We start from the raw sequence: 22,594 nt of genomic DNA on the forward strand, positions 1-22,594 counted from the left end.
GTCTCCGTGTTGATGGTCTTCTTCGTCGATGAACCATCTACCGGAGACCTCGCCATCTATCGATGACCGACACGCCAGCGGCCGCAACCTACGCCGGCCGATCAACGGCCTATGAAACACGGCCTAGGGCGGCCTGGTTTACCAGTGGCTGCCACTGGTAAACCAGGCCGTCACTGCGTCGAGGTGTGAGCTCAACCGCCGTGGCCGGGCACGACGTCTCCCGGTACCGGTGTGCATGGTGCAACAGGTCCGTTGGCCAGCCTGATCGCGAAGCGCTGGCTGCGACCGTGCGAGTTCGTCGACACCTGGACGGTGTAGACGAAGGTCTGGCCGGGGGCGATGTGCTGGGGGTGGACCTTGAAGTAGCGGTCCTTGCTGCCGAGCGGGGCCCAGTCGACCATCTCACGCGGCATCCGATCCGGGGGGACGTAGTCGGCGCGGGGCTCCCGGCAGGTCATCCCGGCGGGTAGGTAGTCCACGGCCGCCTTGACGCCGAATGCCTCGATTCGCTGCTGCAGGCCCTTCGGGTCGCGGTAGTCGTAGACGGAGACGCGGATCGAGCCGTCTGGGTCGCGCTCCACCGCGTAAGCCGCGGACGTGTGCAGCCCGAGCCCCGCTGGGCCGGCGACGGCGGCGCCCGCCGCCACGGCGAGCACGGCGCCTCCGGCGAGCACCAGCCGGCGACGCGACCTCCGGACGGCCCGGCCGGTGACAGGCGCCGCGCCGTCAACCGCACGAGCAGCGACGACGTTCTTGAGCTGGGCGAGCAGCTGCTCCTCGAAGGCAGCGAGCTGCTGTTGGTCAGGCGTACCCATGAGCGTTTCCTCCGGTCGATTGAAGCGGGATCGGGTCGGCGAGCAGGTCGCGCAGCTGCTTGCGGGCGCGGTGGAGCCGGACTCGGGCGGCGATCGGCGAAATGTCGAGCGCGGCGGCCGCCTCGGCGACAGGGAGGCCGTCAACGGCGACGAGCTCCAACAGCCGGCGCGTTGCCTCCGGAACGTCGGCCAGCGCGTGGTAGACCCGGCGGGCCGAACTCTCAGCGTCGATGCGCTCCTCGAGTCGGGCGATGTCGGCCGCGTCCAGCAGCCGGCGCCCGGCGATGCGGCGGGTGGCGGCGGTCTCCCGACGGGCGCGACGACGTTCGGCGGCGACCACGTTGTGGGCGACCCCGAACACCCAGCCGACGACACCGCCTCGGTCTGCCCGGTAGGTGTGCGCCGAGTCGATGATCGCCAGGAACACGTCGGCGGTGAGATCGGCTGCCGTGTACGGATCGTCGACTCGTCGCGCGATGAAGCGGCTCACGTCCGCGACGTGACGTCGGTAGAACGCCTCGAATGCGTCCGGGTCGCCCGCGATGTCGGCGAGATGATGGTCTGTCCGGTCGGCGTCCCCCACAGGCCCCTCCAGGTGCGGTGCTCGGTCGGCTTCCTTCATCCCGTACTTGGACCGGCGACGCCACGGTGTTACATCGAGCCTTTCACCGTGGTCGGCGGTCGGTGTCGATGTGGTGTAGGACGAGGATGGCCTGCACGATCATGGTGGCGCGGCGAGGGCAGCAGCGCAGCTTGGCCAGGATCTTCCAGCCTTCGAGGGTGGCCACGGCGCGCTCGCCGAGGGCGCGCAGCCTGGCGTGGGAACGGTTGACCGCCTTCTGCCGGCGGGACAGCCGCGGCCGTAAATGGTGGCGTTTGAACGGAGTACGGACCGTGCCGCCGGCGCCCTGGTATCCCTTGTCCGCCAACGTCATAACCCCGCCGTTGGCCAGGGCGTCGATCAGGCCATGGGCGCGGGCGGCGGTCAGGTCGTGGACGGCGCCGGGCAGCGCCGACGAGGCCCAGACCAGTCGGCCGGCGGGGTCGGATAAGACCTGGACGTTGACGCCGTGGCGCCGGTGCTTACCGGAGTAGTAGGGCCGCTGGTTGGCGACCCGGTCGATCGGGATCAGCGTGCCGTCGAGGATCGCGTACGCCAGCCGAGCCGCGTGGGTGGCCGCGGCGTGCAGGTCCGGGGCGCAGGTGGCGAGCAGGTGGACGACCTCGCGAACGTAGCGCCAGGCGGTGGCGGTGCCGATGGCAAACCCGGCGGCCAGCCGGGTATAGGTGTCGCCGTTACGCAGGTGCGCGAGGGCGAGCAGTGCTTGCCTGCCGGGTGGGAGGCGCCGCCACCGGGACCGATGCTGGCGACGGTGGCTACGGATGAGGTCGGCCACCTGGGCCAGGGTGCGGCTGGACAGCGGAATCGCAGCGGGATAGGACAGCAACGAGGCTCCAGGTTGGGGCATCGGGTCTTGGTCGACTGCTGTCTTACCGGGAGCCTCACCTCACGTCGATCCCTTGCTCACACCACTGCGCCGTGACCAGCATCGCCACGATGGAAAAGGCTCATTCCTTTATTTCACTGCATTTATATGGATAGCCGCTTTCCGCGATCACGAGTGGGTGGTGGGCTCAGCGACCGGGTGCCCCGACGGTGACCGCCTCCGGCGTTGCCGCCGCCGGGGCGTCCGGCCGTGCCGTACGGCCGCGCGTCGCGACGATGGCGAGCAGCGCCACCACCGCTCCCCCGGCGCCGGCGAGGACGAACCCCCAGGTCGCCCCGTACCGGTCCAGGACGAACCCGACCGCCGGCGCCCCCAGGGAGGTACCGGTGGTCAGCGCCGACCCGTGCCAGCCCATCGCCTCACCCCGTACCACGGCCGGCACCAGCCGGCTGACCGCCTCCGAGCTGGACGCGATCACCGGGGCGCACAGGAAACCGGCCGGTACCAGCAGCAGGCACAGTGACTGCCACCCGCCGGCGAGCCCCACCGGCATCGTGCACAGCCCGAGCAGAACCATGATCACGAACGGTGACCAGGGGCGTGGCAGGGCGCCGTAGACGAAACCGCCGGCCAGCGAGTACGCGCCCCAGGCTGCGAACACCAGCCCGCTCCAGCCCACCTGGTCGGCCTCCCGCAGCACGGCGATGACGCCGACGTCGGTACCGGCGAGCACGAACGTGGCCCCGGCGACCGCCACCAGCACGGCCACCAGCCGTGGGGTGAGTACCCGGTGCCGCTCGCCCGAGCTGCCGGCCGCCCGCTCCTCGTCGCTCCTCGTCGGCGGGTCGAACGCGTACAGTCCGACGCCGGCGAGGGTGAGCGCGGCGCCGACGCCCCACATGGTGGCCGTCGCCGAGGTGCTGGTCAGGATCACCACGGCCAGCGCGGGGCCGACCATGAACGACAGCTCCACCGACATCGAATCGATCGAGTACGCGGCGCGCCGGTGCTCCTCCGGGACCAGCGCGGCCAGCGACTGCCGGACCACCGAGAAGATCGGCAGGGTCAGCGCCCCGCCGGGGAACGCCACCGCCAGCAGCACCGGGTAGGGCAGCATGGGCGCGACCGCCCAGAAGACCGCCGAGCCCACGGTGGTCAGCAGCAGCATCGGTCGCAGGCCGCGCCGGTCGACCAGGCGTCCCAGCACCGGGCCGCCGAGCGCCATCCCGACCGTCGACACGGCGCCGACCAGGCCGGCCGCCCCGTACCCGCGCTTCAGGTCGTCCACCACGTGCAGGGTGAGCGTGATGCCGACCGCCGTCGCCGGCACCCGGGCCAGCAGCGCGACCAGCATCAGCGGTAGCACTCCGGGACGGGCGAGGACATGGCGGTACGGCTCGAGACGCATGGCCCCCATCCTGGGGTACCGGTCCGCCGGTTCCGACCGGATTACGCCCTGGTTTGCTCCGGATCACAGGCCGAGGAGGGCGCCGCGCGGAACGGAGGGCCCCGCACGGAGCGGAGGGCGCCGCGCCGCCCCTTCCAGCGGGGTGGCGGGGCGCCCTCCTGACAACCCGGCCCTGGAACCTGAGCAGCTCAGCTCAGCCCTGGAAACCGGCGAAGATCCTGCTGAACTCGAACGGCTGCTGCGGCACGTTGGTGCACTGGAACAGCGCGCCGTTACAGGCGTTCCGGTCGCGGTTGAGCTCCCAGAACGACAGGTACCCGACCTGGTTGGCGCGGGCGAACGCGACCACGTCACGCGCGTCGCTGGTGTTGAACACGCCCTGGTCGTCGTTGCGGCCGAGCATCGGCGTCACGCCGACCATCCGGAACGCCTGCGCCTCGGAGATCCCGAGCAGGCCCTTGAGCTGGGCCGCGGTCGACTTCGTCGCCTGGATGGCGAGGTCACCGTAATCCTGCCCGGCCCGCTGGTAGTCCATCGCCATGATGTTGACCAGGTCGAGGCTGACGCCGGCGTCCCGCGCGGACTTCACCACGTTGAGACCGTCGGCGGTGAGCCCCTCGGGCAGGACCGGGAGCGTCAGCGAGACCTTCAGGCCCGGGTTGCGCTTCTGCAGCGCGGCGAGAGCGGCGGATCGGCGGTTCACCGAGGTGGGGTCGGCGACGGCCGCGCCTTCCACGTCGAGGTCGATGAACCTCAGCTGGTACGCGTCCACGACCGCCTGGTACTCCGCGGTCAGCGCCGCCACGTCGGTGCAGGCCTGGGCCAGTTCGATCCCGGTCGCGCCGCCGAAGGAGATCTTCACGTCGCCACCGGCCCGGCGCAGCGCGTCGATCTGGTCGCCGAACGCCCGCGCCCGCGGGTCGAACGCGTTGAACCAGCTCGCCTTGCAGCCGGCACTGTTGACGAACGCCATGGTGAACGCCTTGACTCCGCTGCTGGCCGCGAGCTGGGCGAGGGTCGGGCTGCCCGGGTTCGACAGCAGGCCCATGTCCACGTACGGGGCGACGGTGATGCCGCTCGCCGCGGGCGGCGGTGCGGTCGGGGCCGGGGTGCTCTTGGACGGGGTCGGCTGCGGCGCCGGTGGCGGCGTGGTCCGCGCCGGACCGGAAGCGGTCGGCACCGGAGCGCTCGGGGCGGGCACGCCACCACCGGCGCAGGGTGCGCCGTTGATCGTGCAGGACGTCGGCGCGCCGGTACCGGTGACGACGAACCCGAAGGCGGTCGCCGCCCCGGGCGACACGGCGGCGTTGTAGCCGCGGTCGGTCGCGACGACGGTGTTACCGCTGCGGGTGACGTTGGCGTCCCAGAAGCTGCTCAGCGTGGTGTCGGTGGGAAGCGTGAACTCCAGCCGCCAGCCGGTACGGGCCGCGCCGCCGGGATTGGCGATGGTGAACCGGCCCTGGTACCCGCTTCCCCAGTCGGAGTCCTTGCTGAAGGTCGCCGTGAGACCCGCCGCCGCGGCCGGCTCCGGACCGGTGGCCGCTACCGCGACGCCGACTCCGCCGCCGGCCGCGAGCAGCGCCGAGACGGTGTAGATCGTGAGTCTGAGACGGTCACGCCGCACGGTGTTCTCCGTTCGCAGTGGGTTCGGTCGATCGAGTCTCGGTCACGTCGACTTAGGCCCTACCGCAAACTCTCTTAAATGTTGCTGAAACCTGCTCCGTGCGGGATGCGGGATGCGGGATGCGGGACAGACCTCCACCGAGGCGGGACAGGCTCTCGGCGGGCTCAGCGACTTCCGAGGGGTCGGATCGACTGCCCGCGGAACGGGCAGGCAGCAACCGGGCAGGCGGCAACCGGCAGACGGCCACCGGCAGACGGCCACCGGGCAGGCGGCCAGGGACAGGCGGTATCCGCGCGGCGGGGACGGGCGAGCCCGCCACGCTCATGCGTCGAACCCGGTCACAGCGGCTCGCGGAACCGCGGCGTCAGGTCGTCGGGGCCGACATCGGGGACCGGCAGACCGGGTACGGTCGTGTCATCCACTGCCGCCTCGAGAACGTCGGGGCGCTCTTCGATCGGGTGTACATCGGTTCGCTGCTCGTACTCGGGCAGCGGCTCAGGCTGCGTCACACCATCCGGATACCCCGCCTGGCCAGCACATACGCCGGCGAGAGCCGACGTACCCGAAACCACGTCCGGGCAGCACCATGATCGGACGCGCCGGTGGAGCGGAGCGGTACCACCACCGGTGGAGCGAAGCCACGACGGCGCCGCCGGCGGCGTGAAAGCCGCAACGACGACGCCGGCACCGTAGCAACGTTCAGACCGCGCCCGGTACCGCCTCCCGCAACCGCTCGTCGCCATGGGGGTCGGCGCAGGCCGGACAGAGGTGCCGACTCGGCGAGCCCGGCTCTCCCGCCTTCCACCCACGGGCCATCGCCGCCTCCCAGACGGCAGTCAGTACCTGCGGCGTGTTCACCCCGGGGGAAAACAGCACATCACAGGAGTCACACCACAGGTCGACACTGACACCCGCGTCACAGCTCGTCGTTTTGATCAGCACGACGCCTCCTCGGTCGTCGGGACCTCTCCAACCTCGCATGTGTAGTGTTTCCCGCGAAAGCAACAACACGCCGTTCTTTTTGCGCCAGTTGACGGGCAGTTAACAAAGACGTTTCGCAAGCGACCTCGAACTCGGACAAATCAGACTAGCGATCGTTAAGTCCGGCCCGCCGCGGGGACAGTGATGGCGGCGGGGAGCGGCGATGGGCCCGACATCCGGTGGCAGGGTGCGAGCGGCGATGGGGCCGGCGGCGCCGGACGGCCGGTCAGCTCGCCATCGCCAGCGGCTGCGACGGGTACTGCACGGCCGGCTTGGCCGGCGTCGGGTACACGGTACGGATCATCTCGAGAGCCCACGTCATACGGGGAACGGCGATCTCCGGGTGCTCGCCGAACTCGGCCGCGACCCGGGCGGCGCACCCGCGCATACCGAACCTGCGCAGGGTGGCGGCCACGGCCCGCAGGACCTCGTCCGCGGCCGGCTGGTCGGACGACTGAAGGGGCGAGGTGAACAGCGCCTCCGCCCGGACCGCCTCTACGTTGCTGATCATCTGATCCCCCTCCGGCCCATGTCTTTGTTGTGATCCAGCTAATGGCAGCGACGGTGCGGCGGGGTACTCGCCCGGGTGCCAAACGGTAGCCGGGAGGCGCGTTCACCCGCGGGAGACCGCGTTCACCGGTGCGGGATCGGCAGACACCCGGACCCAGTGCGTACAGTCGGCGGCGTGTCCCCGCTAGCCGACCAGACCGAGAGCGCCTTCGTGCGCGCACACACCCGCCTGGCCCCCGCGCCGTACGTGCCCGAGGTCCTCCTCCACCTCGCCGACGACGCGATCACCCTGTGGGAGCTGACCGAGGCGGAGTTGCGCCGTGGCGAGCAGCCGCCGCCGTTCTGGGCGTTCGCGTGGGCCGGCGGCCAGGCCCTCGCCCGGTACATCCTCGACCACCCCGACCTCGTCGGCGGCCGTACGGTCTTCGACCTGGCGGCCGGCTCGGGCCTGGTGGCGATCGCCGCCGTGAAGGCCGGCGCGGCGGTCGTGACCGCGAACGAGATCGACCCGCTCGCCGTCGCGGCCGTCGCCGCCAACGCCCAGGCCAACGGTGTCGAGGTCACCACCGTCCTGGGCGACGTGCTGTCCGGCGACGCCGGCGGGGCCGAGGTGGTGCTCGCCGGCGACGTCTTCTACAGCAGGTCCATGGCCAACCGGGTGCTGCCGTTCCTGCGGCGGGCGGCGGCGCGCGGCGCCCACGTCCTGGTCGGCGACCCCGGTCGCGCCTACCTGCCCCGTGACCGGTTCACCGCGGTGACCGTCCACGACGTGCCGGTCATCCGGTCGCTGGAGAACTCCGACGTCAAGACCACCACCGTGTGGCAGGTTCCGGCCGCACCGGACTGAGCCGCACCTCCGGCAGTGCCCGGTTGATCCGCTCCCCGATTGATCCGCTCCCCGGCCGGTCAGGGCCATCCCGGCCGGCCGGGATGGCCCGGATCGATCCCGGCCGGTCAGGGCCGGACCGCCTTGCCGTTGATCTTCACATTGGCGAAGACGACGCCGTCGACGTTGGTGAGTGTGTTCGACGTGTCGCTCACCCCGTTGAAGCTGCAGTTGCGGACGACGAAGCCCGTGATGTGATCGTCGGCAAGGCCGCTGACGTCGAAGACCCGGGGCGCCTTCATCGACGACGAGTTGGTGATCGTGAACGGCCCGAACGCCGGCGGGTAGGTGCCGGTCTGCCCGTTGTACGTCATGGTCACGTACACGTACGCCCGGTCGACCTGGCCGGAGAAGCTGTCCAGGTTGATGTTCTGGCTGAAGCCGCCGCGCTGGGTGTTCGACTTCACGTAGAGCGCGAACTTGGTGACGCCGACGAGCGTGTTCCTGAACGCGTACACGTTGCGGATCCCGCCGGTCTGCTCGCTGCCGCAGGTGATCGCGCCCCAGTTGCCGTTCATCCGGCAACCGAAGACGACGATGTTCTGGCACGGTACGTTGACCCGCCGGCCGTCGGCGTCGCGGCCGGACTTGATGGCGATGTTGTCGTCGTGCGCGCCGAGATCGCAGTTGGAGATGACCACGTGGTCGCACGACTCCGGGTCGCAACCGTCGGTGTTGGAGTGCGCGGTGCTCGGATCGGTGCTGACCCGGTCGACGGTCACGTTGCGGCACAGCGTCGGGTGGATCTGCCAGAACATCGAGTTCCGCAGCGTGACGCCCTGGATCAGCACGTTCTGGCAGTTGTACGGCTCGACGAAGGCCGAGCGCATGGTGTGTCCCGAGCCCGGTACGACACGCTCCTGCGGCGGCTTGGACAGCTGGGTCTCCAGCCACGCCCGGTCCGAACCCTTGTTCCACGACGAGGTCGCGGCGGCGTCGAGAACGCCGTTACCGGTCAGCGCGATGTTGCGCTGGCCGTACGCGTAGATCATCGGTGACCGGTTCATGCACTCGATCCCCTCGTACCGGGTGAGCACGACCGGGTACGCGCTCGCATCACCCGAGAACGCCAGCGTCGCCCCGTCGAGCCTGAGGTTGACGTTGCTCTTGAGATGGATCGCCCCGGTCAGGTACGTGCCCCCCGGCACGCGCACCGTTCCCCCACCGGCGGCGTTGCACGCGTCGATCGCGCGCTTGAATGCCGCGGTGTTGTCGGTCGACCCGTCGCCCTTGGCGCCGTACGCCGTCACGTCGAATGTCACGGCGGGAAAGGTCGGGACGGTCGTCTCCGCGACGATCGCGCGCGCCTGCGGCCAGGGCAGGTCGGCCGGCGACACGGCCGTGACGGACGGCCCGCCGGCACCCTCCGCACCGGCACTCACCGCACCGGCACCCACCGCACCGGCACCCTCCGCACCGGCCGCGAACGCCGGAACGGCCAGCGCCGGTGCCGCCACCGCGGCACCGGCCATGCCGAGACCGCCGATGAGTACGCCCCGGCGGGTCACTCGATTCGCCATCTTCCTCACTCCTCGGACCTGGGACGATCGTCGTCCGCCAGCAGAAGTCGTCGGTTTGCCGGCCCCGTCGTCCGTCGGTACTCGTCGGTCGGTACTCGTCGGTCGGCAGCCGTCGGTCGGCAGCCGTCGGTCGGCAGCCGTCCGTCGGCAGCCGTCCGTCGGTAGCCGTCCGTCGGTAGCCGTCGTCCGTCGGCGGGCGGTGGATCCGGCAGTAAATCGATTGAGATCTATCCGAATCGGCGGGCCGGGGTCAAGGATCGTGAGCTGCGCTTGCCGCGTCACGGAAACGTTTGCAACGGCCTTGCACAGGCGGCCCCGCCCGGCCACGGCGGTGTAAGCGGGCACCGAGCCGGGTAGCGGCCCCCGGTGCGTGCCCTGTACCGCGGCCTGATCGCCGGCGCCGTCGGCACGATGGCGCTCGACATCACCAGCTACCTCGACATGGCGCTGCGCGGCCGGCCGTCCAGCACGACGCCGGAGCGGACGGTGCGCCGGATGGCCACGTCGACCGGGGTCGACCTCGGCGACGGCGCACGGGCAGACAACCGGGCTGCCGGCATCGGCGCGCTGCTCGGGTACGCGACCGGGCTGACGGTCACCGTGGCCTACACCGGGGCGGTGCGCGAGCCGTTGCCGTTGCCGCGGGCAGCGGCCGTACTCACGGTGGCGGCGATGCTCGCGTCGAACGCGCCGATGACCATCCTGCGGATCACCGACCCGCGCACCTGGAGCGCCACGGACTGGGTCTCCGACGTGGTGCCACACGCGGCGTACGGGGTGGTCGCGGCGGCCGTGGACGGCGCACTGAGGCAGCCGCGATGACCGGGGCCCCGCCCACCCGCATCCTGATCGTCGGCGGTGGCCACCTCGGCCTGTACGCGGCGCGACGGCTCCAGCGGCGCCTGCACCCGGGCGAGGCCGAGCTGATGCTGGCCGACCCGCGGTCCCACATGACCTACCAGCCACTGCTGCCCGAGGTCGCCTCCGGCGACATCGAACCGCGGCAGATCGCCATCCCGCTGCACCGCGTCCTGCCCCGGGTACGCATCTTCCAGGGCGACGTCATCGCGCTGCGGCACGGCGACCGCACCGCCCGGGTACGGCTGACCGACGGCGGGGAGCACGACATCCGGTACGACCACGTGGTGGTCGCCCCCGGCTCGGTCGTCCGGACGCTGCCGGTACCCGGACTGCCCGAGCTGGCCGTCGGCTTCAAGACCCTCGGAGAGGCCGTCTACCTCCGCAACCAGGTTCTCACCCAGCTCGCGCTGGCGGCTTGCACTCCCGATCCGGGCGCCCGCCGCCGGGCCCTGACCTTCGTGTTCGCCGGCGGCGGCTACGCCGGGGTCGAGGCACTGGGCGAGCTGTCGGACATGTCGGTTACGGTCGCCGAGGCGTTCGGCCTACGCCGGGACGACCTTCGCTGGATCCTGATCGAGGCGACCGGCCGAATCATGCCCGAGGTCAACCCGGAGCTGAGCGAGTACGCCGCCGACGTGCTGCGCCAGCGCGGCGTGGAGGTCAGGCTCAACACGACCATCTCGTCGTGCGTGGGTGGCCGGCTGCGGTTCGGTGCCGGCCTCTACGCCGACGACATCGTCGAGACCAACACACTGGTGTGGACGGCCGGCGTACGCCCGAACCCGATGCTCGACTCCACCGACCTCCCCCGCGACGACCGGGGCCGGGTGATCGCCGACGCGTACCTGCGGGTACGTAGCGCGCCGGGGGCCTGGACCGGCGGGGACTGCGCGGCCGTGCCGGACCTGACCAGCCGCACGCCGGGTGCGCTGTGCACCCCGACGGCCCAGCACGCGGTCCGCCAGGCCCGCCGACTGGCCGACAACCTCCTGTCCGAGATCCGGTTCGGCCGGGGACAGGCGCCCGAACCGTACCGGCACCGCCCCGTCGGCACGGTCGCGGGTCTCGGCCGGTTCGAGGGCGTGGCGCAGATCTACGACGTCCGGCTGCGCGGCCTGCCGGCCTGGTTGCTGCACCGCGGGTACCACTGGGCACTGTTGCCCAGCGGCCCCCGGAAGGCACGGGTGCTCAGCGGCTGGCTGCTGGGGGCGCTGTTCCCGCGCGACATCAGCGCCCTCGGCGAGCTGGAGCAGCCCCGCCGGCCGTTGCAGGCAGCGGCCCGGGCGGAGCGGCAGCCACTGCCGGCCGGCCGGGCATAGACGGCCACGGCCGGCCGGCCGGGCATAGACGGCGCCGCGCCTCGGTCGGGCGGGCATAGACGGTGCCGCGCCTCGGTCGGGCGTCGCGCCGGTCGTCACCCGGCGCGGCCGGGAGCGGGCGGCTCGGCGTCGCCCGGCTCCAGCAGGGGGAACAGGCGGGCGACGACCGCCACCGGGCCCGCGCCGGCCGGGCGGGTCGCGGGCCGGTGCTCACGCTGTCGGTACCGGTCGACGAGTTCCCGGATCGTGTCGCCCAACTCGGTCAGCTCATCCGGCGTGAGGTAGAGGACCTGACTGAACGCCTCGTCACGGCGCCACAGACCGGGTGCCCGGTCACGCTGGGCGAGCCAGCGCCGATAGCTCTCGTCCTCCAGCCCCCGGGCGAGGCCGTCGAGGTCGGCCGTCGAGTCCGGAGACGGCGCCGGGTCGGTTACGTCCCGCGCCGGCTCCGGGCTGGCCAACCGCCAGGGGCGAACCCGCCCCCGCGTGGCCGGCGCCTCCTCGATCAGGCCATGGCGGGCCAGTTGGCGCAGGTGGAACGAGTACAGCCCGGAACTGCCGCCGAGTTCCCGCGCCGCGTCGGTGGAGGTGACGGTGCCGCGAGCAGTGATCAACTCCATCAGCGCCGCGCGTACGGGGTGCCGCAGCGCCGCCTGGGTCACCGTCTCCCGCTGTTCTCCCGTCACTTTGCAAAGTATCGTCCTTTGCAAAGGCACCGTCAATCAGCGGCACCGTCGATCAGCGGCACCGTCGATCGGAATCACCGTCAATCGGAATCACCGTCAATCACGCGGCCCCGCCGAGGAGCCGCAGACCGTCGAGGAGAGCCATGGCCGTCCTGCCCGTACGACTGTTCGGAGACCCGGTCCTCACCACCCCGGCCGACGAGGTCACGACGTTCGATCACGAGCTGCGAACCCTGGTCAGGGACCTGAACGACACGCTGCGCGACGAGCGGGGCGCCGGCCTCGCCGCCCCGCAACTGGGCGTCGGCCTGCGGGTCTTCGTGTTCCATGTGGACGGCGTGGACGGCCATCTGGTCAACCCGGTCCTGCGCTTCCCGGACGACGAGGAGCAGGACGGCCCAGAGGGCTGCCTGTCCATGCCGGGGCTGTACTTCGACACCAGGCGACGGATGAACGTCGTGGCCAAGGGCTACTCCATGCACGGCGACCCGGTGCAGATCGTCGGCTCCGGAGGAATGGCGCGCTGCCTCCAGCACGAGACCGACCACCTCGACGGCGTCCTCTTCATCGACCGCATGGACGCGCAACGTCGCAAGGCCGCCATGAAGGCGATCCGTAAAGCGCCATGGAACGGTGGGCCGGCACCGCGGGTGAAGGTCAGCCCACACCCGATCTTCGGTGCGATCCGGTGACCGCACCCCGTAAGCGCAACCCGGTGACCGCACTCCGGTAACCGCGGCCTCCCCCGCAGGCACCGGTACCGGCTGCTGTGCCATCGGCGCGGGGACCGGCTACGCGGTCGCGGCCACCTCGGCGACCGCCCGGACGGCGGCATCGAGCTGGTCGGGGTGTACGAAGTAGTGCGGCGACGCCCGGACCACCGCCTCCAGACCGCGGGCGTCCATGTCGACCAGCGTGGATCCGCGACGGCTGACGGTCACCGTGACGTCCCGGGCGCGCAGCCGGTCGCGTACGGTCTCCGGCGCCACGCGAGCGACCGTGAACGTGACGATCCCGCACCGGCGCCGGCCGAGGTCGCGGACGCGGACTCCGGGGATCTCGGCGAGCGCGTCACGCAGCCGCTCGGCGCCCTCGGCCACCGCCTTCTCGACCGCGTCGACGCCGAGTTCCAGCAGGTAGTCCACGGCCGCGCCGAGGCCGAGGCGGCCGGCCACGTCCGACTCCCACAGCTCGAACCGGGTCGCGTCGCCCGCCAGGTCGAAACGGTCCGGCGCCCGCCAGGTGGCGCTGTGCAGGTCGATGACGGGCGGGTCGAGGTCGCCGATCAGGCCGGGCCGCACGTACAGGAACCCGGTCCCGCGTGGGCCGCGCAGCCACTTGCGGCCGGTACCGGACAGCGCGTCCACCCCGAGCTCGTCGACGTCCACCCGGAGCTGGCCGATCGACTGACAGGCGTCGAGCAGGACGAACGCGCCGTGCGCGTGGGCCGCGTCCACCACCTCACGTACCGGGTTGACCAGGCCGCCGTTGGTGGGCACCTGAACCAGCGACACCAGCCGGACCCGCTCGTCGAGCATGCCGGCGAGGGCCTCCAGGTCGATCTGCCCGGTCGGGTCACTGGGGACGAACTCCACGACCGCGCCGGTCGCCGCCGCCCGGTGCAGCGCCGCCACCGCGTTGCTGGCGTACTCCACTCCGGACAGCAGGATGCGGTCGCCGGGGCGCAGCGCGACCGCGTAGAACGCCTGGGTCCAGGCACGGGTGGCGGAGTCCACCAGCGCCACGGCCGCGGCCGGCGCGCCCAGCAGGCGGCCGATGGACTCCTTCACCCCGGCGAGGTCGGCCGCACGCTCCTCGGCGGCGCGGTACCCGCCGATCTCGGCCTCCCGGCGCAGGTGCCCGACGACGGTCTCCAGTACGGGCGTCGGCGGCAGCGACGACCCGGCGCTGTCGAGGAACACGGCATCCGCCGCGCCTGGGGTGTCGGCCGCGATCCGGGCGAGGTCGAGAGTCATAGCCGGCTACCTCCGAACGTGAAGGGCTTTGGAGGATCTGACACCGCCCACGGTGCCAGATCCTCCACATTCCCAGACTGCGGGCGTCAGCAGCCGATCCGGCTCGACCCGACCGCGACGTCGTCGAACCACAGCGTGTCGGCACCCTCCCCGTACGCCTCCCAGCCGAGCTTGAAACTGGTCAGCGAGGGGCGCCAGGCCCGGTTGAGCCACTGGCTGTCGACGTCGTGGGTCGGGGTGCCGTCGGCGGTCAGGCCGACCACCTCCGCCCCGCCCAGCCAGGTACGCATCGTGCCGTCGCCGTTGACGTTGAACTCGACGCAGTTCCAGGTACCGGTCGGCAGCGGGGCGCTGAGCGCCACCCCGGCCGGGCTCTGCTCGGGCAGCGTCGCGTCGTCGATCTCCCGGTTCCACTGCAACGCGCTGTTCTGGCCGCCGAAGCGGAGGTTCTTTCCGCTCTGGCCGGAGTCGTTCATGGCCAGGAACGCGACGTGCGCGGCCGGCAGGGCGGTGGTGTGGCGGACATAGAACCGCACGAACCAGTTCGCGCCCACCCGGCTCAGGTCGGACGTCGACGCGACGAAGACGTGGTTGCAGTACCCGGCCGCCCCGTTGATCCGCAGCGACCGGCCGCCGCTGCGGGCGACGGCGGTGTCGACGGTCGCGGTACCGGCCCCGGAGCAGTCCGGGTACGTCACGGACCAGGCGCCGGCGGGTGCCGTGCCGGTCTGACCTTCGAAGCCGTCGCAGACGACGGCCGTACCGCACCCGCCAGGCCCTGGCGGCGGCGTGGTCGGGGAGGGCGACGGCGTCCGGGTCGGCGTGGGGCTCGCGGTCGGGCGGGGACTCGTGGTCGGCGTGGGGCTCGCGGTCGGGCGGGGACTCGTGGTCGGCGTGGGGCTCGCCGTCGGGGTGGGACCCCCGCCGTTACCGTCGCACGCCACCCCGTTGAGCGCGAAGTCCGTCGGCGCCGGGTTGGACGAGGTCCAGGTTCCCTGGAAGCCGAACTCGGTCGATCCGCCCGCCGGTACCTCCCCGTTCCACGAGACGTTGGTGGCGCGGACGGCCGTACCGCTCTGCGTGACCGTGGCATTCCAGGCGCTCGTGACCTGCTGACCGGCTGGGTAGGTCCAGGTGAGCGCCCAGCCGTGCAGTGCGTCTCCGGACGTGATGCGTACGTTCGCCGTGAAGCCGCCGGTCCACTGGTTGGGTGTGTAGGTGACACGACAGGTGCCGGCGGCGCTCGCATTGGTGGCGGCGACCGCGAACCCGGCGGTCGCCAGCAGGGTCGCGGCGGCGGCCAGCGCAGCGAAACGGCGGCGGCGACGCGATGGTGGCAGGGGCATGCTTCCTCCGATCGGTGGGGTGTGACGAGCACCGCCCGCTCATCGATGTACCCGCATCCGCCTGCCCGCTCTGGCATCGTACGCATCGACAGGAGTTTTTGGAAGCGCTCCCAACACCGCAGGAACACATGATCGCGGAAACTGTTCCGTACCCCGACCCGGAAACGTTTCCGCGATCATGGCGGGGATGACGGAGGGAGCGAAGGCGGTGAGGGAGCAGCGGGATGGCGGGAGCAGCGGGATGGACAGCATGATGGCGGCCGACAGGGTCATCCGGCGGATGCGGATGCCTGCTCTTGACGATGGACGACCTTCACTGTCCACGCGTACTCTCATGCCGCGGGAGCCAACCGCGAGGCACCGCCGTGCGTAACCACGACGGTTACCTATGTAACCAGCCTGCCGCGCTGTCCACCCTTCCGAGTCATCGACCGCCACCACCGGGAGACCGGACACCGGCACCGGGTCGGGGCCACCGTCGACCGGGCCACCGTCGACCGGACCACCGTCGACCGGACCACCGTCGACCGGGCACCGAACGTCATCGAATCGACAACGCTGCACGGGTGTAGTACGACACGGACGGGGTAGGCAGGCGCGACCCCACCCTGCGCACCGGAGGAGGACGCGACGGTGGACGTCATCCACACGCCACCCCCCGAGTCGGCAGCCGACCACTTCAACTGGCTTCTCACCCGGTTCACCGCCGAGGCCGCCGGGGTTCTGGAGGCGATCGCCGTCTCCTCGGACGGCCTACTGATCGGGATGTCGGCGCTCCGCCCGCGCGCGGAGGCGGACCGGCTCGCCGCCATCACGTCGGCGATCATCAGTCTCGCGGACGGGGCGTCCCAGGTCTTCGACCTCGGCGGAGCCAACAAAATAATCATTGATCTCGATGATGGGTACGTTCTGGTCCGCGCGATCAACCCCGGCTCGGCGATGGGCGTGCTCGCGCGCAAGGACGTCGACCTGGGTGGAACCGCGTACGAGATGACGCTGTTCGCCCGCCGTACCGGTGAGTTCCTCACCCCGCAACTGATCGAGGAGCTCAAGCGGACCATCGGCCCCTGAGCGGGTGCACCGGCCGGAGCGACAGCGTCCCGCCAGCGCACGGCGGCCGACAGCGGGACAACGACCGACAGCGGGACAGCGACTACAACGGGACAGCGACTACAACGGGACAGCGACTACAACGGGACAGCGACCGGCAGCGAAGGGGCGGCGTGGTGACGCCGCCCCTCCCCCGCCGGCAGCGGTCAGTACCGGAAGCGCCCCACGAGCTGCTGCAGCTCGGCGCTCAGCTCGGCCAGCTCGGTGGCGGCCCGGTCGGTCTCGATCACCCCGGCGCTCGTGGTGTCGGCGGCCTGCGCCACCCCACCGATCGCCGTGGCGATCTCGCTGCTGCCGCTGGCTGCCGTGCCGACGCTGCGGCTGATCTCGGCAGCAGTCGCCGCCTGCTCCTCGACCGCCGAGGCGATCGTGGTCTGGTAGTCGTTGATCCGGTCGATGATCTGACCGATCCGCCCGATGGCCTCCACCGCGCCACGGGTGTCGCCCTGGATCGTCTCGATCCGCCGGGCGATGTCCTCGGTCGCCTTCGCCGTCTCCTGGGCCAGGTCCTTGACCTCGCTCGCGACGACCGCGAAGCCCTTACCGGCCTCGCCGGCCCGCGCCGCCTCGATGGTGGCGTTGAGCGCCAGCAGGTTGGTCTGCTCGGCGATCGAAGTGATCACCTTGACCACATTGCCGATCTCCGTGGAGGACACCCCGAGCTTCTCGATCGTGCTGTTGGTCTCCTGGGCGGCCGCGACCGCCTCGGCGCCGACCTGGGACGCGTCGCTCGCGCTCTGCGCCACCTCGCGGATGGACGCACCCATCTGCTCGGCGCCCGTGGCGACGGTGTGGACGCTGTGCGACACCTGCTCGGCGGTCTCGGCGACCTCGGCGGCCCGGTTGGACGCCTCCCTCGCCGATCCGGCGATCTGCTGGCTGGTCCGGGTCAGTCCCTGCGACGCGCCCGACAGCCTGCCGGCCGACTCGGCCACCCGCGACACCACGCCGCGGATCTCGGCCAACGCGGCGCGCAACGCGTCCGCCATCCGGCCGACCTCGTCGTCACCCCGCACGGCGATGTCGCCGCTGAAGTCGCCGGTGGCTACCTTGTCCAGCGCCTCGACCATCGCGTTGATGGGGCGCCGGACGCTGCGCACGATCCAGACGCCGACGGCGACCGCCACGACGATGCCGGCGATCAGGACGACCAGGGTGACCGTGGTCGACATGCTCCGCAGGCTCGACATCTGCTTGCGCTGCGCGGCACTGTCGGCGATCAGCTTCTCGGCGTACGCCTGGATCTTCTTGCCGTTCTCGGCGCTGAGCGCGGAGGTCTCCTTGTCGAGCGCGGCCGCGCTCGGGTCGTTGGCGGCAGTGGCCGCCTGGCGCGCCGAGTGCTTGGCCACGTACGCGTCCCAGGCGGCGATCAGCCCGTCCACGTCCCCGCGGAACTCGGGCGGCGAGTCGGCCTTGAGCTTCTCCAGCGCCGGGCCGATCTGGCCCTTGGCGGTCTGCGCCCGTTCCAGCGCGGCCTTGATGCCGGCGGGTTCCTTGAGCGCCTCGGACAGCAGGTTGCCCTTGGCGTAGTTGGTCTGGAAGGTCTCCACCTGCCGCAGGTCGGCCAGCGGGGTCAGGTCGCGCACCGCCATCGCGTCCGCCCGGTCGCTCATCCGCGCCTGCTGGGCCAAGTTCACCCCGGCCAGTACCACCATCAGGGCGCCGACGGCGAGGAAGCCGGCGCCGAGCCGGATCCCCAACCCGCGCCGCCCGGCGCGACGCCCACCGACCCGATCAGACATCTCCGCTCCCTCCGGTTCCCCGGCGGATGGCCGGTGGCCGACTGGACCACTCTGGACACCACCCGGGAGATGTGTCGGCAGTCATATCGACCTGTTGAGGGTTTCGTCACCGGAGTTCCACCGGCCGGGGCGGCCACCCGTCGTGGTGGGCTGTCGCCCGGCCTCCCCGGTGCCGGCGCCCACGCCGGCGGGCTCAGCCCTCCCGGTAGTAGCGCTGGGCACCGGGGTGCAGCGGAACCGGCTGGGTGTACTGGCCGTTGGCCCGGTCGAAGTTGCCGCCCTCGGGGTGCACCTTGGCCAGTTCTGCCTGGTGTTCGAAGAGCACCTTGGTCAGCTGGTACGCCAGGTCATCGGGCATGTCGTCGGTGACCAGCAGCATGGTCGGCACCACGATCGTGGTGACGTCGGTCGGGGTCTTGTAGACGTCCTTGGGGATGGTCGCGCTCGAGTACACCGACCCGTACTTGATCGACAGCGGCTCGACCAGCTCCCCGGTCGACATCAGCACGAACCTGTCCGGCGCGCTGTCGAGCAGGTCGGTGATGCCCGGGGTGGGCAGGCCACCGGTGAAGAACAGCGCGTCGACCGTACCGGCCTTCATCCCGGCGACCGTGTCGGGCAGCGACAGCCGCAGCCGCTGCACGTCGGCGTCGGGGTTGAGGCCGGCCGCCTCCAGCATCCGGCCGGCCAGCACGTCGGTACCGGAGTTGAGGCTACTGGTGGAGACCCGCTTGCCGCGCAGGTCGGCCATCGTCTGGATCTTCTCGTCGGCGCGCACGACCACGTTCATCGTGTTGCGGTACAACCGGGCGAGCGCGCGGATCGTGTGCTGCTGGCCGCCGGCCGGCGCGCTGGTGGGGCTGGTGCCACGCGCGTTGACGATGTCGGCCGCGGTGTCGCCGTTGCACAGTGCGATCTCCATGTCGCCGCTGGTCAGCCGGGCCACGTTCTCACCGGACGCGCCGGTCGGCTCGGCGCGTACCTCGTAGCCGGGCAGGTACTTGCTGATCAGGTCGGCGTAGCCGCCACCGAGCTGGTAGAACGTGCCGGTCGTGTTACCGGTGGCGAGGAAGAGCTGACCGTCGTGCCAGGTGCGCGCACCGGTATCCGACTGCCCGCAGCCGGCCAGCCCGGACACCGCCCCGAGCAGCACGACGAGCCCGACGGCGAGCCGGCGCGGTCTCATGCCAGCCCCTCCACCCGCACCCCGGGTTCGAGCGCGTCCGCGACCCGGTGGACCAGCATCGCCGTCTCGTACCCGACCTGCCCGAGGTCGCAGCCGGGCGCGGCGAGCACGCCGATCAGCGCCCGGTCCCCGACCGTCATCACCAGCATCACGCCACCGTCCATGTCGACGATGGTCTGGCGTACGCTTCCCGCCGACATCAGGCGGGCGGTCCCGGTGCACAGGCTCGCCAGTCCACTGATCACCGCCGAGAGCTGGTCGGCCATGTCGATCGGAAGGTCGGCCGAGGTGGCCAGGCGCAGTCCGTCGTCGGAGACGGCCACGGCGTGGGCCACGTCCGGCACCTGGCGGGCGAAGCTTGCCAGTAACCAGTCGAGGTTGGCGGTCTGCTGCTGTTGTTGCATGTGGATCATCGGTCCTTAGCCAGGGGGGTGGGTTGTTTACTGTGCCGCATCGCCGCCGACACGCCCTCCGCCAGCGCGGACAGTCGGTGCCGGACGGCCTCGGGGTCGACGGACGGCGCGGCAGCCGGTGCCGCCGGAGCGGCCGGTGCACCGCCGGTGTACTGGGCACCGGGACGGCGCCGCGGTAGCCCGCCGGGAGTCTCCGGCGACGGGGTGCTGTCCACTGTGCCCTCCTGCCCGGGTGCGGGTCCGTACGGTCCAGGGTGGTGCGCGGGTTCGGCGCGGAGGTGACCGGCGGGTACCACGGCGGCGGTGCGCCCGGCCGGCCGCACGGTCCCGCCCGGCGTCGGGGTCACCGCCGGCAGCGGGGCCACGCCCGGCGTCGGGGGCACCCCCGGCAGCGGGGCCGCGCCCGGCGTCGGGGTCACCGCCGGCAGCGCCGAGAACCCCTGCGCCAGGGTCGCGGACACCGCGTCGGACAGGCGCAGGCCGACGGCGTCGCCGCCACGAACCGCACCACCGGCGCGCGGTGCTCCGCCCACCGCGGCCGGAACACCGTTGGCGCCGGCCTGGGCGGCGCCGTCCAATTCGGGACGGAACCAGACCGCCGACTGGGCCGTCGCGCCCCTACCGGGTCGGGCACCCACACCCTCGAGTACCGGCTGGGCCCGGGCGGGGTCGGACACGGGGGTGCGCACGTCCTTGACCGGAGCGAGGACCGACGGCGGCAGCAGTACGTACGCGACCGTGCCGCTGGCCGTGGTGTGCAACTGGACCCTGATGCCGTGGCGGGCAGCCAGGTGGGCCACCACGTACAGGCCCATGGTGCCGGCCGCGGCGCTGGACAGCCGCGCCGATTGCTGCGCCAACCGGGCGTTCACCTCGGCCAGCCGGGCCTCGGTGAGGCCGATCCCGCTGTCGTGCACCCGGACCACCATGCCGTCGACGGTGTGCCGGGCGTCGACCCGTACGGGCGCGTTCGGCGGCGAGAACTGCGCGGCGTTCTCCAGCAGCTCGGCGAGCAGGTGGACCAGGTCGCCGACGACCGGGCCGGCGACCGCCGCATCCATCGCCTGTGTCTCGACCCGTCCGAAGTCCTCGATCTCGGACGCCGCGGCGGCGACGACGGCCGCGAGCGGGAACGCCCCGCTGGCCGGGCGGCCGGGCTCGCCACCGGCGAGCACCAGCAGGTTCTCGCCGTTACGGCGCAGGCGCGCGGCGAGGTGGTCGAGGGCGAAGAAGCGCGACAGCGCCTCGGGGTCGGTCTCCTCCCGCTCGAACTCGTCGAGCAGCCGTAGCTGGCGGGTGATGAGGGTACGGATACGGCGGGCGAACACCTCTGCCATCCGTGCCACGTCGAGGTGCAGCTCGGCCTGGTCGCTGGCCAGCCGCAGCGCCGTGTGGTGCACCGACGAGAACGCGTCGGCGACCTCACCGACCTCGTCTTCGCTGGCCGCGATCCGCCGGGTGATGTCGGCGGCCTCCGAGTCGCGGCCGATGGTCTGCTCCACCGAGGCGCCGGCACTCACCTTGGCGATGGTGTCGGGCAGTTCGTGCCGGGCGACCGTGAGCGCCGCGACGCGCAGCCGGCGCAGCCGGCGGCTGGTGCGCACGGCCAGGAAGAGCGCCGCGGCCAGCGCGGCGAGGCCGAGACTGATGGTGCCGACGGCGGTGAGCCAGGCGCGCCGGGTCGCCGACGTGGACAGCTCCGAGGCGTGCCGGTCGAGCTGGTCGACGAGAGCCAGGCCGACCAGGTTCACCTTGCGGATCGTGCCGCTCTGCGCGACGTACCAGCTGTCGGCCTCGCCCTTGACCGGTTGGCCGGTGAGCACCGCGTTCCGCCGCTGCGCCGCGTTGTCGACGTCGGGGCCGGTCATCAGGCGCTCGTAGCGGTCCCGCGCGCCCGTGTCGGCGACGCGGACGAACTCCGCCTCACGCTGCTGCCGCGACGCGTCGATCCGGGCCAGGTCGATCAGCTCGGTGCCCTGGATCGAGGCGCGACTGTAGACGCCGCGCAGCAGGTCGCGCTCGAGCGCGTGGTAGTGCTCGACGGCGGCGAGCGCGGCGACCGCCCGCGCGGCCGACGCCAGGTTCGGGTCGCGCAACTGGGCGGGCAGCGCGTCGGCGACCGCCAGCAGGGACGTCGTGATGTCGTGGAACATCGCGTCGGTCTGTGCCTCGAAGCCGTTGCGCGACCGCGCCACGCCCAGCTTGTCCAGCTCGACGTCGGCGGCGTTCAGCTGGGCCTGGAGCGCGGGCGCCGTCCGCGCGGCGGCCGCCCGGGCGACCCGGTACCGGCTGAGCGCCAGGTCGGTGCGGCTGCGCTGGGCGGTGACCAGCCGCTCGCCGGCCTTTCCGCCGCGCTGGCGCAGCGCGGCGGTCTCGGCGAGTTCCCGTTCGAGTTCGTGGGTCAGCCGGACGGTGGCCGTCGCCGTGGACGCCACGACCTTCCCTCGCGCGGCGTCGCGGGCGCTGGCCACCGCGTCGCCGGTCTGCACCGTGCCCAGCACGCCGAGACCGAACGTGGCGACGAGGATGGGGGCGAGCAGCTGGGTACGCACCGACCACAGCCGGGGACGTCCGCCCGGTCGGCTACCGCCGGTCCGTCCGCCCGTACGTGTGCCCCTGCGGTGCCCGGCGACGGCCGGGTCGGCGGCCAGGGAGCGGCGCTGGCCGGCCGCGTTCCGCGACGTGGGGGTGGTTGCGATCGCCATTGCTCTCCTGCGCATGAGCGTCCGGGCCCGCTCGGGGCGGGCCCGGCAGCCGGGTCAA

At 71.9% G+C, this 22,594-nt stretch carries 21 protein-coding genes; 5 read left to right on the forward strand and 16 right to left on the reverse strand.

Translation table 11 applies throughout. The annotated features are described in order from the left end of the window. Window positions 1–191: 191 nt before the first annotated feature. The 8 genes from ACNTMW_RS28345 to ACNTMW_RS28380 all read right to left on the reverse strand — a co-directional run bounded on the left by ACNTMW_RS28345 (window position 192) and on the right by ACNTMW_RS28380 (window position 6,787). Entirely contained in the window at window positions 192–815 is a 624-nt protein-coding gene (locus ACNTMW_RS28345; protein WP_426636944.1) for a hypothetical protein, read from the reverse strand. After that, on the reverse strand, window positions 802–1,398 hold the full coding sequence (locus ACNTMW_RS28350; RefSeq protein ID WP_426636945.1) for an RNA polymerase sigma factor: 597 nt from the start codon (window positions 1,396–1,398) through the stop codon (window positions 802–804). Before ACNTMW_RS28350 ends, ACNTMW_RS28345 begins: the two co-directional genes overlap by 14 nt. A gap of 82 nt (window positions 1,399–1,480) precedes the next feature. After that, window positions 1,481–2,263, reverse strand: coding sequence for a transposase family protein (locus ACNTMW_RS28355; RefSeq protein ID WP_426637030.1), 783 nt, complete (start codon window positions 2,261–2,263; stop codon window positions 1,481–1,483). A gap of 187 nt (window positions 2,264–2,450) precedes the next feature. Beyond that, a complete protein-coding gene (locus ACNTMW_RS28360; protein WP_426636946.1) occupies window positions 2,451–3,671 on the reverse strand; it encodes an MFS transporter in 1,221 nt (406 codons plus the stop codon). 193 nt (window positions 3,672–3,864) lie between these two features. Next, a complete protein-coding gene (locus ACNTMW_RS28365; protein WP_426636948.1) occupies window positions 3,865–5,295 on the reverse strand; it encodes a cellulose binding domain-containing protein in 1,431 nt (476 codons plus the stop codon). A 338-nt stretch (window positions 5,296–5,633) separates the two neighbouring features. After that, window positions 5,634–5,804 (reverse strand): hypothetical protein, encoded by a 171-nt coding sequence (locus ACNTMW_RS28370; RefSeq protein ID WP_426636949.1) that lies wholly within the window; start codon window positions 5,802–5,804, stop codon window positions 5,634–5,636. Between the two features lie 190 nt (window positions 5,805–5,994). Beyond that, entirely contained in the window at window positions 5,995–6,237 is a 243-nt protein-coding gene (locus ACNTMW_RS28375) for a hypothetical protein (protein ID WP_426636950.1), read from the reverse strand. Window positions 6,238–6,502: 265 nt separating this feature from the next. Further along, window positions 6,503–6,787, reverse strand: a complete 285-nt coding sequence (locus tag ACNTMW_RS28380; protein ID WP_426636951.1) for a hypothetical protein — start codon at window positions 6,785–6,787, stop codon at window positions 6,503–6,505. A gap of 174 nt (window positions 6,788–6,961) precedes the next feature. Between ACNTMW_RS28380 and ACNTMW_RS28385 the strand changes: the two genes are divergently transcribed. Continuing rightward, window positions 6,962–7,633 (forward strand): class I SAM-dependent methyltransferase, encoded by a 672-nt coding sequence (locus tag ACNTMW_RS28385; protein WP_426636953.1) that lies wholly within the window; start codon window positions 6,962–6,964, stop codon window positions 7,631–7,633. Window positions 7,634–7,740: 107 nt separating this feature from the next. Here the strand turns inward: ACNTMW_RS28385 and ACNTMW_RS28390 are convergent, their stop codons facing one another. After that, entirely contained in the window at window positions 7,741–9,192 is a 1,452-nt protein-coding gene (locus tag ACNTMW_RS28390) for a glycoside hydrolase family 28 protein (protein WP_426636954.1), read from the reverse strand. A 366-nt stretch (window positions 9,193–9,558) separates the two neighbouring features. Between ACNTMW_RS28390 and ACNTMW_RS28395 the strand changes: the two genes are divergently transcribed. Further along, complete coding sequence (locus ACNTMW_RS28395) at window positions 9,559–10,014, forward strand: hypothetical protein (protein WP_426636955.1); 456 nt, start codon at window positions 9,559–9,561, stop codon at window positions 10,012–10,014. Then, window positions 10,011–11,372 (forward strand): NAD(P)/FAD-dependent oxidoreductase, encoded by a 1,362-nt coding sequence (locus ACNTMW_RS28400; protein ID WP_426636956.1) that lies wholly within the window; start codon window positions 10,011–10,013, stop codon window positions 11,370–11,372. The genes ACNTMW_RS28395 and ACNTMW_RS28400 overlap by 4 nt, the downstream gene beginning before the upstream one ends. Window positions 11,373–11,467: 95 nt before the next feature. Here the strand turns inward: ACNTMW_RS28400 and ACNTMW_RS28405 are convergent, their stop codons facing one another. After that, the gene (locus ACNTMW_RS28405; protein ID WP_426636957.1) at window positions 11,468–12,058 is read right to left on the reverse strand and encodes a helix-turn-helix domain-containing protein; all 591 of its coding nucleotides are present in this window, start codon (window positions 12,056–12,058) and stop codon (window positions 11,468–11,470) included. A 143-nt stretch (window positions 12,059–12,201) separates the two neighbouring features. Here ACNTMW_RS28405 and def point away from each other — a divergent pair, with 143 nt between their 5' ends. Next, a complete protein-coding gene (def, locus tag ACNTMW_RS28410) occupies window positions 12,202–12,750 on the forward strand; it encodes a peptide deformylase (protein WP_426636958.1) in 549 nt (182 codons plus the stop codon). 99 nt (window positions 12,751–12,849) lie between these two features. Here the strand turns inward: def and ACNTMW_RS28415 are convergent, their stop codons facing one another. Together ACNTMW_RS28415 and ACNTMW_RS28420 are read right to left on the reverse strand one after the other, a co-directional pair. Continuing rightward, a complete protein-coding gene (locus ACNTMW_RS28415; protein ID WP_426636959.1) occupies window positions 12,850–14,034 on the reverse strand; it encodes an aminotransferase class V-fold PLP-dependent enzyme in 1,185 nt (394 codons plus the stop codon). An 86-nt stretch (window positions 14,035–14,120) separates the two neighbouring features. Then, a complete protein-coding gene (locus ACNTMW_RS28420) occupies window positions 14,121–15,380 on the reverse strand; it encodes a cellulose-binding domain-containing protein (RefSeq protein WP_426636961.1) in 1,260 nt (419 codons plus the stop codon). A gap of 633 nt (window positions 15,381–16,013) precedes the next feature. Between ACNTMW_RS28420 and ACNTMW_RS28425 the strand changes: the two genes are divergently transcribed. Beyond that, window positions 16,014–16,451, forward strand: coding sequence for a roadblock/LC7 domain-containing protein (locus tag ACNTMW_RS28425; RefSeq protein WP_426636962.1), 438 nt, complete (start codon window positions 16,014–16,016; stop codon window positions 16,449–16,451). Between the two features lie 185 nt (window positions 16,452–16,636). Here ACNTMW_RS28425 and ACNTMW_RS28430 read toward each other — a convergent pair whose 3' ends face one another. The 4 genes from ACNTMW_RS28430 to ACNTMW_RS28445 form a co-directional block, all read right to left on the reverse strand. Further along, complete coding sequence (locus tag ACNTMW_RS28430; protein WP_426636963.1) at window positions 16,637–18,232, reverse strand: methyl-accepting chemotaxis protein; 1,596 nt, start codon at window positions 18,230–18,232, stop codon at window positions 16,637–16,639. A gap of 193 nt (window positions 18,233–18,425) precedes the next feature. Beyond that, window positions 18,426–19,418: a TAXI family TRAP transporter solute-binding subunit gene (locus ACNTMW_RS28435; protein WP_426636964.1), complete on the reverse strand. Its 993-nt coding sequence runs from the start codon at window positions 19,416–19,418 to the stop codon at window positions 18,426–18,428. After that, on the reverse strand, window positions 19,415–19,822 hold the full coding sequence (locus tag ACNTMW_RS28440; protein ID WP_426636965.1) for a roadblock/LC7 domain-containing protein: 408 nt from the start codon (window positions 19,820–19,822) through the stop codon (window positions 19,415–19,417). Before ACNTMW_RS28440 ends, ACNTMW_RS28435 begins: the two co-directional genes overlap by 4 nt. A gap of 5 nt (window positions 19,823–19,827) precedes the next feature. Beyond that, on the reverse strand, window positions 19,828–22,536 hold the full coding sequence (locus ACNTMW_RS28445; protein WP_426636966.1) for a sensor histidine kinase: 2,709 nt from the start codon (window positions 22,534–22,536) through the stop codon (window positions 19,828–19,830). Between the last annotated feature and the right edge of the window lie 58 nt (window positions 22,537–22,594).

Source organism: Planosporangium spinosum, from assembly GCF_049999945.1.
In the GTDB taxonomy this organism is placed as follows: Bacteria; Actinomycetota; Actinomycetes; order Mycobacteriales; family Micromonosporaceae; genus Planosporangium; species Planosporangium spinosum.